The sequence below is a fragment of the Shewanella aquimarina genome (assembly GCF_023349185.1).
Lineage (GTDB): Bacteria > Pseudomonadota > Gammaproteobacteria > Enterobacterales > Shewanellaceae > Shewanella > Shewanella aquimarina.
In genome coordinates this window covers 106,065-121,013 of the sequence record NZ_JAKIKY010000012.1, presented here as the reverse complement: position 1 = coordinate 121,013, position 14,949 = coordinate 106,065, and the positions used below count along the sequence as shown (strand labels likewise).

Below are 14,949 nucleotides of genomic sequence, written 5' to 3'. Positions count from 1 at the left end.
TTGCTCTCGATGAGCTTGTCCTTTTATTAGCCTAGACGAGCATGGCCCACCTAAGTGATTATTTTTGGCCGCCATATTGACGGGTCAAGACGTCCAGCTGGTTGTTACCGCCCACACGTAATACACTTTGCACCCTAAAGGTGGCACTATCAACCTTAGCACCCGCCTCTAACAGAAAATACTTACTCTTGAGGCTAAAGCTCGATTCCAGGTTCTTTTGCTGACGCAGACCTGAGATGGAGCCATTGGACCAGAAGTCTTCCATGCTGTCATAGCCATCGCCAGGACGCTGATTAATGATGCTCTCGGCCTCGCCCACGCTGATCTTATTATCAAACATACCCGCCAGCAGCGCCGCCTGCTCCACCTCTATGGTATTGACGTTCAACACCTGGCGATCATAGCCGGGGATGACGCAGATATAGGGGGCCAACTTAAGGTAGACCTCCTGACTAAAGCCGATCACCGCCCGCAGCTCGCTGCGATGACTCATCAAGGTGTTAGCGGCGCGATAGGGCACGGTTCGCGACTCATAGTCGGCATCTTCGGCGCCGAAGGGGCTGGCGACCGTGTCCTCATCGATATAATCTTTCAGCGTATGGGTCAGACGCTCGGCGGAGAAATCATCCATCCCCAGCGCAACCAGCAGCCCCTTAAACTGTATCGCCGCCAATGGCAGCTTAGGTTGGCCGTTTTCCACCACTGTGGTCTCAATAGCCAGGGCATTAAGGTTAAAACAGGCCTGCAGGTCGCTGATTCGACCACCTATCTCCCCCTGCTCTGCCGGAAATACCACATCGGCCTGAGCCCAATATTGTTGCCGATGCACCTTGCCATCATCGGCATCGTCTAAATCTTGCTTAAGCACCTTCTTGACCAGCTCTTCGGCCGATATCGCATACCAATAGGCTTGATCATACTGCGCCAAGTTAATAGTGCGACGCACAGATATCTGGTTGCGGCTATTGATGTTAGTGGCAATGATGGCGATCATCGCCACAATCAGCAAAACGACGATCAGCGCCACGCCACGCTGCTTTCCTGGCAGGTTATTCATCGCCATCTTCCTTGCCACCGGAGCCGCCACTGTTGTTGCCACCAGTATTATTACCGCCCGAGTTGTTGCCGTTATTGTTGCCGTTGTTATTGTTGCCGTTATTGTTACCCGAATTATCTTTGCTAAGCGTTGCCCCTAGCGGTAACAGGAACTTGCGCTGCACCTTGCCCAGACCTTCCACCTCAACGGCCATGGCAATCGCCTTGGGCAGGCTGGTAGCGTCAAACTTACGCTCCCACTTGTCCTCTACATAGAAGGAATACTCCACCGAGAGGACATTCTTAATCACCACAGTCTTGATCGGCTCGGCGCCAAATTCCGGTTCGGGATAGGGAAAATACCAACGCTCCAGGTTATTTTCCTGCACCACATAGGCCACAGATTGCAGACTGCCCCGCGGCAACAAGCCATCGGGATTCAGCCAGCCGATGCGATAGAAGACGATGGCCTCCGACTCAGAGTCGAACATATCTTTACCGGTTTGAATCACGGTCGAGCCCCGTCCGCCTTCCAACAGGCGTGGGGTGCGGGCCACCATCTGGCCAAAATCTCGCTCTAAAGCCCCGAATCCTTGTTGCAGCGACTTCAGCCGCTGGGCAAACTCGGCGGTGACCTCATCGTTTTTCATCACAGTGCTGAGCACGGCATTGGCCGCCAGACCCAACATGGCAAAGATGGCGATGGCGATCAGCATCTCCAGCAGGGTAAAACCGCGAGTAGTCTTATTCTTCTTTAAGGACATAGCTACTCACCTGGGCGATGACGCGTTGGTAGCGATCATCGTCACTGACACTGATGCGTATCATGCGAAAATTATCATCTGTGGTTTTCACCACCTCTTTGCGCCAATACCACTCTTTTCCCGCCAGCTCGACGCTGCCATCTTTACGGCCAAGGTCGGGAAACTTCTTCTCCAGGCGGGCGTCCACCATCTGATTGCTGGCCACCCACTGTGCCAGGGTGCGCTCCTCGAGTATCGGCATATTGGCCATCTGCTCACCCAGACTCTTAGTGATGGAGACGGCGGCGATGGCAAACACCATGAGGGCAACGATCACCTCAAGCAGCGTCATACCTGCGCTGCGGCCTCTGGCCTTGATACTCGGGCCTAGCCTGGGCTTACTCATCGAATCCATCCTCTCTGCCCAGGGTCAGACGCCCCAAGGCATCACCCACCACCAGGGCCTCTATTTCCTGGCCTCGCTCATCCTTACCGACGAAGGTCAGCTCGAAGGCGCTCATCTCGCCGCTGGGAAACAGCATCACCTGAGGCTCGGGAAACTTTTTCTTCTCATCTTCACTGCGCTCGATGAGCGGCTCGTCGAACCAGGACTCATCATCTTCTTCATCTTCTTGGATTAAAGGCAAACCATCGAGCACCAGATGCATCTCGACTCCAGGTTCCATCTCTTTGGCCGCCAGCAGGCGATCTTGCTGCAGTGGCTTCCATTTGCCTTCATCGTAATAAACGAACTCATAGTGCTTCTCATCGATGACGATACCGATGAAATGACCGCTGAGTATGGTCTCATCCAACACCAGCTCGGTCGCCGCCATAAACTGTCGCGCCGTACGCTCCAGCGCCTTATGCTGATCGGCGCCGCTGGTAGTATAAGTCACCGCGGCGGCAGCCAATCCCATCAGCAAGACGACCAGCAGGACCTCTAGCAGGGTGAAACCAAATTGGCGAACGCCACGCATAGACAGACTCGACCTAAGGCTTATTGGTAATCTTGCAGGTTCCAGTTACCGATATCGTCTTCGGTACCCGGCTGACCGTCAGGACCAGCACTGAAGATGTCGATCTTACCCTGCTCACCCGGGCTCAATAGCAGGTAATCGTTACGCCATGGATCCTGTGGCAGACGCTTCACGTAGCCATCGGCACGGTAGTTGCGTGGCTCGGGTGAGATAGTTGGCTTCTGTACCAGGGCTTCCAGTCCCTGCTCTGTCGTCGGGTAGACGCTGTTGTCCAGACGATACATGTCTAAGGCATTTTCCAGTGCAACAATGTCAGATACCGCCTTTTGGATGTCGGCTTTATCTTTGTTGCCCATAAGGTTAGGTACAACCATGGAAGCAAGGATCCCTAAGATAACGATAACCACCATGACTTCCAGTAGGGTAAAACCTTTTTGCTTGTTTCTTGCTTGCATTAATACTTCCTCTATAAAAAATACCCTAACGTCTGGAGTTAGGACGGCTGTTGGTAGTTAACGCTTGGACGTTAACCACTAATCATGTTGTTGAGTTCTAAGATCGGCTGCAGAATCGCCAGGACGATAAACAGGACCACGGCCGCCATGCTGACCACCAGCATAGGCTCGAACACCCCCAGGGCGATGTTGACATTAGACTCAAATTCTCTGTCTTGGTTGTCGGCGGCGCGCTCTAGCATCTGCTCAAGCTGACCGCTCTTTTCACCCGAGGTGATCATATAGAGCATCATAGGGGGAAAAAGTTTAGTATTGGCGAGCGCCGCGCCTAGACTCGTGCCTTCACGTACCCTGGCGGTGGCCTCCTCAACCGCCGCCCGCACCCTGACATTCATCAAGACCTCGCTGGCGATACGCATGGCATCGAGTAGCGGAACCGAACTGGCGGTCAAGATACTCAAGGTGCGCGCAAATCGCGCCGTATTAAGTCCCTTACTCACCCGTCCGACAACCGGCATCTTGAGTATTGCCGTGTCGAACTTCATCCGATTGGCCGCGCTGCGCAGTAGCTGCTTGGCACCGACCACCAGGACTATGATGATACCCATGACGATAAGGCCATAGTCGCGAACAAAATCCGATGAGGCGATCAAAAACTGTGTCGTCCAGGGCAGTTCCTGGCCCATATGCTCGAACTGACCCACCACCTGAGGCACCACGGCGGCCAGCAAGATGGCAATAACGCTGATGGCAACCAGCGTCAGCACTATGGGGTAGATCATCGCCTGGGTCATCTTGGTCTTTAGCTGCTGACGACGCTCGGTATAGTCGGCGAGGCGGTTAAGCACTATCTCGAGATGGCCCGACTTCTCGCCCGAAGCCACCATGGCGCGATAGAGATCGTCGAAAATATGGGGAAATTCCGCCATCGAGTCGGCCAGGCTGTAACCCTCGACCACGCGCGAGCGAACCGCCATCACCATGCTGGCAAGCCTGTCCTTCTCACACTGCTGACCTACGGCCTTGAGCGCCTCCTCCACCGGCAAACCTGCGGCCACGAGAGTCGCTATCTGACGGGTGATCAGTGCCAGTTCGGCAACCGAGATGCCACGCTTGAAGCTGAAACCACCGCTCTTCGCCTTGGCTTCCTTCTCGACTACTGGGGTGATCTCCAGCGGCATCAGACGCTGCTCACGCAGTTGGCCCCTGGCATGACGCGCCGTGTCGGCTTCGACAACCCCTTTCTGCTGTTTGCCCTGGGCGTTTAACGCCTTGTACTCAAATGCTGGCATGGCTACTCCTCGCGAGTGACGCGCAGCACTTCTTCCAGGGTAGTCACCCCGTCGAGGACTTTAATCATGCCGTCATGGCGAATGCTAGGTACCGTCTTACGAATATGCTTCTCGATGGCCAGCTCGCCGCGTCCGGTATGGATAAGCTCACGAACATAGTCATCCACCAGCAGTAGCTCGTGGATACCGGTACGGCCACGGTAACCGTTGTGACCACAAGCAGCACAACCTGTCGCGCGGTAGATGGTGCGCGGATCGTCTTCGCTGATCCCCAGCAGCTCTCGCTCACGCAAGTCTGGCGTGTGTTCCGTCTTACACTGAGGACACAGGGTACGGATCAGGCGCTGTGCCAGCACCCCCAGCAGACTCGAGGAGACTAGGAAGGGCTCAACCCCCATGTCTTGCAGACGGGTAATGGCGCCCGAGGCGGTGTTGGTGTGCAGGGTCGAGATCACCAAGTGACCAGTAAGTGAAGCCTGCACCGCGATCTGCGCCGTTTCAAGGTCACGGATCTCACCTATCATCACCACGTCAGGGTCTTGACGTAGAATGGCTCTCAGGCCACGGGCGAAGGTCATGTCGACCTTTGTATTCACCTGGGTCTGGCCTATGCCAGGCAATTCATATTCGATCGGGTCTTCGACGGTCAGAATGTTGGTGTCGATGGCGTTGATCTCGGTAAGACCCGCGTACAGGGTAGTACTCTTACCCGAACCGGTAGGACCGGTCACCAAAATAATACCGTGAGGCTTACGGATCAGCTCATCGAACTGTTCGCGTATGGTGTCAGTCATCCCCAGCTGTTTAAGATCTAGATTACCGGCGTTCTTATCCAGCAGACGCAGTACCACGCGCTCGCCATGGCTAGATGGCATGGTGGACACACGCACATCGACCGCACGACCGGCGATACGCAGGGAGATACGGCCATCTTGCGGCACACGCTTCTCGGCGATATCCAGACGCGCCATTACCTTGATACGCGAAACCAGTAGCGACGAGAGCTTGCGATTCGGCTTGAGCACCTCTTTGAGCACACCGTCGACGCGGAAACGCACCACCAGCTGCTTCTCATAGGTCTCGATATGGATATCAGAGGCTTCCTCTTTGATCGCCTCGGACAAGAGGGCATTGATCAGCTTGATGATAGGCGCATCGTCGTCCCCCTCGAGCAGATCTTCTGTCTGGGGCAGCTCCTCGGCCAGGGTAAACAGATCCATCTCGTTGCCGATATCTTCCATCAGCTGCTGCGCCTCGGAAGAGTTGGCCTGATACACCTGGGTCAGCTTGGCCTCGAACACGTCAGGCTCAAGCCGAGCCAATGCCAGTTCCTGGCCAGTGTAACGACGCACCTCCAGCATCGCCTCTATCGGCGTGTTGACTGTGTGATACAGGGTGAGTCCCGCCTCGTCCTTATCCAGCACCAACTCGAATCTGTGGGCGAAGGCGAAGGGCAGACGGTCACGACTGCTTGAGTGAAATACCTCATCGGATTCGGCCTCCGAGGCTAGCCCGAGTTCACTCGTTACCTGGGCCAGTTCCTCGTTTTGTGCGGCTTGGATATCACTCATTTTGCTTATCTTGCTGCTTGTTTTCGTTGATCTGTTTCAGCGCAGGATCGGTTTCACGCATCTTGGTATCGAGTCCCTTGCGATCCTTGTAACGTTGCAGCACCTCATTCACTTCAGGCGGCAGGTACTCCTCCTGACTCCACTCTTCCAGGATAGGTACGCTGGTATTTGGCATCAGATTCACGCCACGCTCCTGCTGCTCTAGCTGTAGGGCGCGGAAGTAGTTGTATTTACGACCGGCTATGCCTTCCATGGTCACACCATCACGAATGATGGTCGGCTTGATGAAGACCATAAGGTTTTTCTTCTTCTTACCGCTCGATGATGACTTGAACAGGTGACCCAAGATAGGGATATCGCCGAGGAAAGGTACCTTCTGCACGCTCTCCTGCACCTCTTCGTTGATCAGACCACCGAGCACGACGATCTGACCCGAATCGGCCATTACCGTGGTCGTTAGTCGGCGAGTAGCAAAGGTCACGTCCACACCCGTCTTACCATTGATACCAGAGACTTCCTGTTCGATGGTGAGCTTAACCGTGGTGCCTTCGTTGATCTGTGGCACGACTTTCAGCTTCACGCCCACTTCCTTACGCTCGACCGTCTGGAAGGGGTTGCTGTTGCCGTTGCTGGAGTTCTGGCTACCTGTCAGCACAGGTACCTCGTCACCCACGATGAAGGAGGCTTCCTGATTATCCAGGGTGGTGATAGAAGGCGTTGCTAGTACGTTTGACTTGGTATCGCTAGAAACCGCCTGGATCAGGGCACCAAAGTCGCCCATGGCCACGCCCCACGCCATACCATTCACCTTGCCCAGCGCCTGCGCCAGTATGGTGATATCACCTTTCTTGGAAGGATTCTCGGTACAAGTACCGTTTTCGGTACAAACCTTAGTACCATCTTCTTCCTGAGCAGCCCAGATACCGGCACCGATCTCGCCGATTGTGGGACCTAAGTTATTAAACTGGGTGCCGCCACCAGACTCTGTGGCCCACTGCACGCCAAAGCCGACATCGTCACCCTCGGCGACCTCGACAATAATGGCTTCTACCAGTACCTGTGCGCGACGAATATCCAGCTGGTTGATGACACTCTCCAGCGTGCGCATCTGATCCGGCTCGGCGCTGAGCACCAGGGCGTTGGTGTCTGGGTGAGCCATGATGTTAATTTCGTTGCGGCGCTTGCTGCGACCGCCCTGGGACTGACCACCGTCCTGATCTTTGGCCAACTTCTCGGCGAAACCGGTCAGCACTTCTACCAGATCTTCTGCCTTGGCATAACGCAGGTAACGTACCTTGGTATTACCTGTGGTCGCCTGCTCGGCATCCAATTTCTTAATCAGGGCCACCACGCGCTGACGGCTCTTCTCGTCACCACTGACGATCACCGCGTTGGTACGCTCGTCGGCCACCACCTTAGGCGCCTGACCCGGTAACTGAGACTGGTTGGAGCTTGCGCGGTACAGGGTATCTATGATGCGCACCATCTCGCCGGCAGAGGCATATTCCAGCGGCACCACCTGCACCTCGGTATCACCCTGCTTGTCGACGCGGCGGACGATCTCCACCAGCTTGTTCACCACGGCCGCACGACCGGAGATCATCAATACGTTTGACGGGTCGTAGTTAACCACGTTACCGCCACCCGCGTTGTCGTTGAGCTGACGCAGCAAGGGAGCAAGTTGTTTGGCCTCGGTGTTATAGAGGGCGACGATTCGGGTCACCATCTCATCGCCCAGGCCTGGAGTAGTGTCATCGGCAACGCGGATCGCCGAGGTCTTGGCGTCTTTGTCCTTGATCACCTTGATGATGTTGTTGTCCATCTCGACCACGGCGTAGCCATAGACCTGCAACACATTAAGGAAGAATTGATAGTACTGCTCATCGTTGAGCAGATCGTAACTGCGTACGTTGATTTTGCCGCGTACGGTAGGGTCGACGATGATAGTCCGGTTCAGGTTCTTACCAACGATGTTGATAAATTCCTGAATGTCAGTGCCCTTGAAATTAGCCGCGTATTGTTCCGACCACGCCACTTGTGGCGCTAACAGCGAGGCGCCCATCACGACGCTCGCGATAAGGTTGCGGCGTATTTTCTTGTTGTTCATTAATGACTTCCTCTAACCCTTTTTATTGCGGCAAACTAAACATGATCTCAACCAGCTGACCCTCTCTTTCGACCATCAGAGAAATTTCGGTCAATTCTGGCAACTGCGCCATCACTTCCAATGCTTGACTCATATCAGTCAGATCATAGCCGTTCATTGATTTTGCTAAATCGTTGGCCTTAAAGCCAGCCTGTTCAAATAATTGTCTGTCCTTGCCTGGGTTTAAGCGATACCCCTGCAGCTCGCCGCCGGCGTTAACCGGTGAAATCGCCAGGTAATCGGTGATCTTGCTGGGATCTTCCAGCAGGGCGTCGCGCGACTCTTCCAGTTCTTTAGAAACGGCGCTGTTGTTGCGCTTATCTATGGTGCGGACATCGCGAGAGGAACGTGCCTCTTGCAACAAGTTATTGGCTTCGCCCTGAGCCTCATACTTGAGGCCATCGAGCATCAGCGTCTCGTAACGACCGGTGTTAGAGATGATGATGCGATCGGCGTACACCTCTTTAAGCGAGGCCGAGGTGCCCTGGATCTTGTCGCCCAGGCTATAGGTGTTCTGGCTACCACGGGACTCGATCACCGCTAGCCCATTCTGCTCGGCAGTCGAGGCCACCACGCCGGTCAACTGAATCGACAGCGAGGTCTTGGGTGCGTCGGTGATCTTCTCTTCCACCACGGGCTTAGGCTTATCCGAGTTGGGGTCGGCCTTACCGAAGAGGGCTAATGCTTGCAGCGTAGAGACATTCACCTGGGACGATGACTGGCTGCTGGAGACAGGGGTCGCCTGCCATTTTTGTGGGGTTTCAGCGACGGGCACCAACTTCCATGTGATTTGCGCCAAAAGATAGATAGCGATAATCAAACCGAGCCAGAATACGGCCGAACTCAGAGGCTTCTGCGGCACGGCAGCGGCCTTAGATATTACTTTGTCTAATAAATCCATATTATTGTGGACCCTCTATGCAGGCCTCTAATCTGATTATGATAATTTCCTAGCTGTGGCTCATGCTAACCTACACAGCTAATCGCAACAAGCCCATAACAGTCTCTTTATTGGCCTATAGAGGCGATTTATGCTAACTTTACGCGCCTAAAAAGGGTGTGAGGTCTGTCGCTATCTCATCTGTTGGCTAACAACAAGTATGGACTATTTTTTAAGCCTGTGAGCTTGCACATCTTTATACACCTAAGGAGACCTGATCACCATGACCTCAGAGAAAGAGCTTGGCGTTCGGCTCGACAAGTGGCTATGGGCCGCCCGCTTCTATAAGACGCGAGCAATCGCCAAAGAGATGATCAACGGCGGTAAGGTGCACTACAATGGCCAGCGCACTAAGTCGAGCAAGCTGGCCGAAGTCGACGCCGTGATTAGATTACGACAAGGATATGACGAAAAAGAGATCGTCATAAAAAAATTATCCGAGCAGCGCCAAAAGGCGGTGGTCGCCCAAACCTTATATGAAGAGACGCCAGAAAGCATAGCCAAACGCGAGACCTATGCCGAGGCAAGACGCTTGAATGTGCTTAACAATCCCGCGCCGGATACCAAGCCAGACAAGAAACAGCGTCGCCAACTAATACGCTTTAAAGAAAGCTAACTGTGAGACACAAATGAGTAAAGATATCTTAAACCGTTACCTATTCGACAACGCCGATGTGCGCGGACAAATCGTACAGCTAGAGAAGAGCTATCAAGAGATCTTATCGGCTCACACCTACCCAGAGGCGATTGCCCGTTTGCTGGGCGAGCTGATGGCGGCCACCTCTTTACTCACCGCCACACTGAAATTTGATGGGGATATCAGCGTACAGGTGCAGGGCAACGGCCCGGTGTCACTAGCGGTGATCAATGGCAACAACCTACAGCAGCTGCGCGGCGTCGCACGCAGGGAAGGCGAGGTCGCCAAAGACGCCAGCCTACAACAGCTCATGGGCCAGGGACACATGGTGATCACCCTGACTCCGAGCAACGGCGAGCGTTATCAAGGCGTAGTGGCGCTGGAGAAGGAAACCCTGGCCGAGTGTCTGGAGCAATACTTCCTGCAGTCAGAGCAGCTGCCGACCGCCATCCGCCTGTTTGCCAACGGCAAGCAAGCCGCCGGCATGTTGCTCCAGGTCTTACCGGGCGAGAACGAGCACAACCAAGAGTTCGAACATCTCGAACAGCTGACCAGCACCATCAAGGCCGAGGAGCTATTTGATCTCGAGGCAACAGAAGTATTGCACCGTCTGTATCACCAGGAAGAGGTTCGCCTGTTCGATCCTATCGAGGTCACCTTCTCCTGTACCTGCTCCCGTGAGCGCAGCGGTCAGGCACTGAAAACCGTGGCGAAGGAAGAGTTGGACGCCATCCTGGCAGAACAAGGCAAGATCGAGATGGGCTGTGAGTACTGTAACTCCAGCTACAGCTTCGACTCCATCGATGTTGAAGCCCTATTTAAAAACGCGCCTAAGGCCGATACTCAGCAGTAAATCATCGGCTTATATTCACCTTTGAAAGAGGATGCCTGTGCGCATCCTCTTTTTTTCACGATTTTCGCGATCTTCCTCACACATTCAATTCCGCTTAAGTTACAATCGGGCCTCTGCAAATCATGCAGATAAAACAAAAACAAGCTGGCACAGACCGGCCAACCCTACTCGAATGATGGAGACCTTACAGATGGCGGATGGATCTAAGCAGACTCATAGAAATCCCTCTACGGCACAACTAGTTGAGTTTGCACTCGCACGCGGCGAAGGAGAGCTAACGGCGAATGGTGCATTAGTGGCAAAAACTGGCGAGCGTACCGGACGCTCACCCAACGACCGCTTTATCGTGAAAGAAGCAAGTAGCGAAAATGAAATCGATTGGGGTGCGGTCAACAAGCCGTTCGCCATGGATGCCTTTAACGCCCTATGGGATCGCGTTGCGACCTACCTGGCCGACAAGGAGACTTTTGTTTCTGAGCTGGAAGTGGGTGCCGACCCTGAGCACTACCAACCTATTGAAGTAAAAACCGAGACCGCCTGGCATCAGCTTTTCGCCCGTAACCTGTTTATCGTGCCTGAGCAGTTTAACGTCGCCAACAAGCCCGTTTGGCAGATCATGAACGCCCCGGGTTTCGAGTGTGATCCTGCCCGTGACGGCACCAACTCTGACGCCACCGTCATCATCAACTTCGCCGATCGCAAGGTACTGCTGGCAGGCCTTAAGTACGCCGGCGAGATGAAGAAGTCTATGTTCTCAGTGCAGAACTTCCTACTGCCTGCCAAAGGCGTACTGCCAATGCACTGCTCGGCCAACGTCGGCAGCGAAGGCGATACTACCCTATTCTTCGGCCTGTCAGGCACGGGCAAGACTACCCTATCAGCAGATCCTAAGCGTTTCCTCATCGGCGACGACGAACATGGCTGGGCACCAGGCGGCGTATTCAATATCGAAGGTGGCTGCTACGCCAAGTGTATCGATCTGAGCCAGAAGAACGAGCCGGTGATCTGGGACGCTATTCGTTTCGGTACCGTACTTGAAAACGTGACTCTGGATGAGCAACGCGTTCCTGACTACAGCAACACAGAGCTGACCGAGAACAGCCGCGCGGCCTACCCGCTGGAGCACATCGCTCAGCGTAAGGAAGAGAACCGCGGCGCTGAGCCAAATGCCGTGGTCTTCCTGACCTGTGACGTATCAGGCGTACTGCCTCCAGTGTCTAAGCTGAGCAAGGAACAGGCGGCCTACCACTTCCTCTCTGGCTATACCGCCAAGGTAGGCTCGACCGAGATGGGCTCTACCTCTGCGATTCAGTCGACCTTCTCGACCTGTTTCGGCGCGCCATTCTTCCCGCGTCCGGCTGGCGTATATGCCGAGCTACTGATGAAGCGCATCGAGTCATTCGGTAGCCAGGTCTACCTGGTCAACACAGGTTGGACCGGCGGCCCACACGGCGTAGGTAAGCGTTTCGACATTCCAACGACCCGCGCCATCGTCGATGCCATCGTCAGCGGCGAGCTGAAGGATGTGGAAACCGTTCATATCGATAAGCTAAACCTAGACGTGCCTGTGGCCGTGTCTGGTGTCGATGCCAAGCTGCTTAACCCGGTCAACACCTGGGCAGATAAGGCTGAATACGACAAGTACGCCCAGCAGCTGGCAGAAGAGTTTGCCGCCAACTTCACTAAGTACGACGTCTCTGACGCCATCAAGCAGGCAGGCCCTAAGGCTTAAGCCCTGGTGCTAACCTCTTAGCTAAAAATGGCCCCCAGGGGCCATTTTTTATTGTCTAAATACCCTGCAAGTCTTGCACTTCTAACCTATCCGATCGGGTAATGGTAATTTAATCAAAGCTATAGATAATGTCCTTTCAGCCGTATTGGACCTTGCTAAGTTATACCAATCGTAATAAATAGTTGATCATTCTAGCTTGTTAAAACGCTCGATAACTGCATTAATATTTTTAATTGTAGAATAACTACTTATCTAAAAATCTTGCTTTGTTCTCAAGCGTTTTTCCTGCGCTATTTCTGATCAAATACTTACTGTGATTGGTATTTCACCGCCCGGTTCCTTTCATTGTTAATATTTGTAAGGACACAAATATGCGTTTAACTCATCTTAGCTCTCTGCTGCTCGGCACCTGTCTGCTCAGTGCCTGCGGTGACTCTAATAACGATTCAGACAATCCCACAGATGGCGGCACCCTGCCACCCGCTAGTTTCGATCATCAAATCATCGGCACAGTGGTGTATCAGGGCGCGGTAGCCGGCGCCGAGGTCTGTGTGGATTTCAACCAGAATGCCAGCTGTGAAACCAATGAGCCCAGTGGCATAGCAGATGCAGAAGGAAAGTATCAGATCGACTGGACCAGCAACGTCGAGATGCCCGTCTATGATCTGATCGCCAACTGGCAGCAGGCCGCAGAAACCGCCACCAAACCGGCCCTTCTCAAGGCAGCATTTCGAACCGATGCCCTAAATACCCATGCGCAATCCGATAACACCCAGACCGTCATCTCCATGGAGGGAGAAGGCAGACTGGTCGCTCTGCAGGAGCACGGAGGTGAGATCAATGCCCTGACCAACCTGGAATTTCAACGTGTCGCCCGCATGCGCGCCGCCGGCACCACCTCCCTGGAGATCGCCTCTCAGCGTGCCCTGCTCGCCGCCATGGTGCTGACGATTTACGAGCGCCAAGGCAATCCCTATAAGCTGAGCGCCGAGCAATCCCTCGCCCCTGAATTTATCGACACCTACCGACTGCATCGTCATCTGGAAGCCTTGATCGGCGATCAGCTCAGCGATGTGCTGGCCGTCGATGACATCATGTCGATGACCCGCGACCAGCTAAGGAACCTGGTAGAAGCGAGCGGCATGAACACCCAGGACTACTTGAATAACGACCCCATGGCGATACGTTTCCTGGTAAACAATGCCCTGCTCGCCGCAGGCTATATCGAGACGCCAATCGATGAGAAGATCATGTCATACGCCGATTGGCAGGTGATCAAGAACCATTTCTTTGAGGACGACCAGCTGCACAGCGACTTCACCCTGGCGCCCGCCAAACTGCACAGCGCCTTTACCCTCACCTATGGCACGCCCGATCTCACCTTCATAGGTTCAATCATCGAGGGCAAGGTCAATGGTCGAGTATTCGATTATCGTGAAGGAGAAGGCACTGAGACGCCAGAGGCGTGTTGGAATCAGGAACTCGAACTTTGGGTCGGGCATGACGATAAAGCCTATCAGGCGCCTGAGATTCGCTACATAGACAACACTCTTCACACTGTGTACAGCAGCACCTTTGTGCCCCTCACCGTCGAGTTTACTAAATATTCGGGCAGTGGCGATGAGTGGCAGGCTGTCCTTAGCACCACCCCACCCGCGCTGAAGCTGGGCGAGCTTAGCTGGCCGAGTCAGGTATATCGCTACCACATCAAGCAGGCAGCGGATGTGATGTGCCGGGTACAGGATGAGTTCATCACCTGGCCCATGCCGAGTCATCAGGATGCTGAACAGCTGACCACGGCGGATATCGCTCGCCTCTTCTGGCCTGCCTTCTACCCAGATGACACTGTCATCGACGAAGAAAACAAGACCATCAAGGTCAACATTACAGGTCAGGTCGAAACCCATCAATGGTCGCTGATCACCGGCCCAAGCGATGAACCTGTGCTGCGCGTCAAGCAGATTGACCTGCCGGCAGCCTATGCCGACATGGTGTCGGCCGATGACTATCTTATCCAGGGCGACAAGCTAATCGAGGTCAGCATCTATGAGGCCACCGACTATATGAGCAAGTTCGGGGACTACCTCAACGTCAGCTTCGATGGCAATGAAGACAACTTCAACCAGCGCTTCCAGCAACACCTGGAGGCGATCGTCAAGGGACAACAGCCTTAAGCCCGATGAACTAAGGCTTATTCAATAGCAAACCCCAACAGAGAGGATGGCAAATGCCATCCTCTTCTTTTCCCCCTCGCCATAGCACTTCATTTTTGCGCAAAAGCTCGGCTATCACGCGCCATGCTTGGGCTTTATCCTCAAGGCACGCCTGAATTCACAGACTCTTGCCCTCCCCCGTGCTACGCTGCGCGCCTGCAAGACTATACTCATTTCAAGTTAACACTAATCACAGTAAATAAGTGAGCAGAGATAGCGCAGGGAAAACGCTTGCGAACAAAGCAAGATTTTTAGATAAGTAGTTATTCTACAGTTAAAAATACTAATGCAATCATCGAGCGTTTTAACAAGCTAGGATAATCAGTCATTTATTACGATTGGTACAATACAG

Annotated in this window: 13 protein-coding genes; 4 read left to right on the top strand and 9 right to left on the bottom strand. The window is 53.9% G+C overall.

Annotated elements, in window-relative coordinates:
• Positions 1-58: 58 nt before the first annotated feature.
• The 9 genes from gspK to gspC form a co-directional block, all read right to left on the bottom strand.
• Entirely contained in the window at positions 59-1,057 is a 999-nt protein-coding gene (gspK, locus tag L2731_RS15210; RefSeq protein WP_249254060.1) for a type II secretion system minor pseudopilin GspK, read from the bottom strand.
• Positions 1,050-1,799 carry a type II secretion system minor pseudopilin GspJ gene (gene gspJ, locus L2731_RS15205; protein WP_249254058.1) on the bottom strand — a complete coding sequence of 250 codons (750 nt, stop codon included), beginning with the start codon at positions 1,797-1,799 and terminating at the stop codon, positions 1,050-1,052. Before gspJ ends, gspK begins: the two co-directional genes overlap by 8 nt.
• Positions 1,780-2,184 (bottom strand): type II secretion system minor pseudopilin GspI, encoded by a 405-nt coding sequence (gspI, locus tag L2731_RS15200; protein ID WP_239853575.1) that lies wholly within the window; start codon positions 2,182-2,184, stop codon positions 1,780-1,782. The genes gspJ and gspI overlap by 20 nt, the downstream gene beginning before the upstream one ends.
• On the bottom strand, positions 2,177-2,758 hold the full coding sequence (gene gspH / locus L2731_RS15195) for a type II secretion system minor pseudopilin GspH (protein ID WP_239853577.1): 582 nt from the start codon (positions 2,756-2,758) through the stop codon (positions 2,177-2,179). Before gspH ends, gspI begins: the two co-directional genes overlap by 8 nt.
• 20 nt (positions 2,759-2,778) lie before the next feature.
• Entirely contained in the window at positions 2,779-3,213 is a 435-nt protein-coding gene (gene gspG, locus L2731_RS15190; protein WP_041508816.1) for a type II secretion system major pseudopilin GspG, read from the bottom strand.
• Positions 3,214-3,284: 71 nt separating this feature from the next.
• Positions 3,285-4,505 (bottom strand): type II secretion system inner membrane protein GspF, encoded by a 1,221-nt coding sequence (gene gspF, locus L2731_RS15185; protein WP_041508815.1) that lies wholly within the window; start codon positions 4,503-4,505, stop codon positions 3,285-3,287.
• 2 nt (positions 4,506-4,507) lie between these two features.
• Complete coding sequence (gene gspE, locus L2731_RS15180) at positions 4,508-6,076, bottom strand: type II secretion system ATPase GspE (protein WP_239853579.1); 1,569 nt, start codon at positions 6,074-6,076, stop codon at positions 4,508-4,510.
• On the bottom strand, positions 6,069-8,183 hold the full coding sequence (gene gspD, locus L2731_RS15175; protein WP_249254056.1) for a type II secretion system secretin GspD: 2,115 nt from the start codon (positions 8,181-8,183) through the stop codon (positions 6,069-6,071). Before gspD ends, gspE begins: the two co-directional genes overlap by 8 nt.
• A 22-nt stretch (positions 8,184-8,205) precedes the next feature.
• Positions 8,206-9,123: a type II secretion system protein GspC gene (gene gspC / locus L2731_RS15170; RefSeq protein ID WP_041508812.1), complete on the bottom strand. Its 918-nt coding sequence runs from the start codon at positions 9,121-9,123 to the stop codon at positions 8,206-8,208.
• A gap of 262 nt (positions 9,124-9,385) precedes the next feature.
• Between gspC and hslR the strand changes: the two genes are divergently transcribed.
• The 4 genes from hslR to L2731_RS15150 all read left to right on the top strand — a co-directional run bounded on the left by hslR (position 9,386) and on the right by L2731_RS15150 (position 14,558).
• Positions 9,386-9,778, top strand: coding sequence for a ribosome-associated heat shock protein Hsp15 (gene hslR / locus L2731_RS15165; RefSeq protein ID WP_011867415.1), 393 nt, complete (start codon positions 9,386-9,388; stop codon positions 9,776-9,778).
• A 13-nt stretch (positions 9,779-9,791) separates the two neighbouring features.
• The gene (gene hslO / locus L2731_RS15160; RefSeq protein WP_249254054.1) at positions 9,792-10,652 is read left to right on the top strand and encodes an Hsp33 family molecular chaperone HslO; all 861 of its coding nucleotides are present in this window, start codon (positions 9,792-9,794) and stop codon (positions 10,650-10,652) included.
• Between the two features lie 190 nt (positions 10,653-10,842).
• On the top strand, positions 10,843-12,384 hold the full coding sequence (locus tag L2731_RS15155; RefSeq protein WP_249254052.1) for a phosphoenolpyruvate carboxykinase: 1,542 nt from the start codon (positions 10,843-10,845) through the stop codon (positions 12,382-12,384).
• A gap of 371 nt (positions 12,385-12,755) precedes the next feature.
• Positions 12,756-14,558: a hypothetical protein gene (locus L2731_RS15150; RefSeq protein WP_249254050.1), complete on the top strand. Its 1,803-nt coding sequence runs from the start codon at positions 12,756-12,758 to the stop codon at positions 14,556-14,558.
• Positions 14,559-14,949 lie beyond the last annotated feature (391 nt).

What these genes read in the sequence shown, in the direction of transcription:
- gspK (WP_249254060.1), bottom strand. Translation starts at nt 1,057, where the DNA reads ATGAATAACCTGCCAGGAAAGCAGCGTGGCGTGGCGCTGATCGTCGTT.
- gspJ (WP_249254058.1), bottom strand. Translation starts at nt 1,799, where the DNA reads ATGTCCTTAAAGAAGAATAAGACTACTCGCGGTTTTACCCTGCTGGAG.
- gspI (WP_239853575.1), bottom strand. Translation starts at nt 2,184, where the DNA reads ATGAGTAAGCCCAGGCTAGGCCCGAGTATCAAGGCCAGAGGCCGCAGC.
- gspH (WP_239853577.1), bottom strand. Translation starts at nt 2,758, where the DNA reads ATGCGTGGCGTTCGCCAATTTGGTTTCACCCTGCTAGAGGTCCTGCTG.
- gspG (WP_041508816.1), bottom strand. Translation starts at nt 3,213, where the DNA reads ATGCAAGCAAGAAACAAGCAAAAAGGTTTTACCCTACTGGAAGTCATG.
- gspF (WP_041508815.1), bottom strand. Translation starts at nt 4,505, where the DNA reads ATGCCAGCATTTGAGTACAAGGCGTTAAACGCCCAGGGCAAACAGCAG.
- gspE (WP_239853579.1), bottom strand. Translation starts at nt 6,076, where the DNA reads ATGAGTGATATCCAAGCCGCACAAAACGAGGAACTGGCCCAGGTAACG.
- gspD (WP_249254056.1), bottom strand. Translation starts at nt 8,183, where the DNA reads ATGAACAACAAGAAAATACGCCGCAACCTTATCGCGAGCGTCGTGATG.
- gspC (WP_041508812.1), bottom strand. Translation starts at nt 9,123, where the DNA reads ATGGATTTATTAGACAAAGTAATATCTAAGGCCGCTGCCGTGCCGCAG.
- hslR (WP_011867415.1), top strand. Translation starts at nt 9,386, where the DNA reads ATGACCTCAGAGAAAGAGCTTGGCGTTCGGCTCGACAAGTGGCTATGG.
- hslO (WP_249254054.1), top strand. Translation starts at nt 9,792, where the DNA reads ATGAGTAAAGATATCTTAAACCGTTACCTATTCGACAACGCCGATGTG.
- L2731_RS15155 (WP_249254052.1), top strand. Translation starts at nt 10,843, where the DNA reads ATGGCGGATGGATCTAAGCAGACTCATAGAAATCCCTCTACGGCACAA.
- L2731_RS15150 (WP_249254050.1), top strand. Translation starts at nt 12,756, where the DNA reads ATGCGTTTAACTCATCTTAGCTCTCTGCTGCTCGGCACCTGTCTGCTC.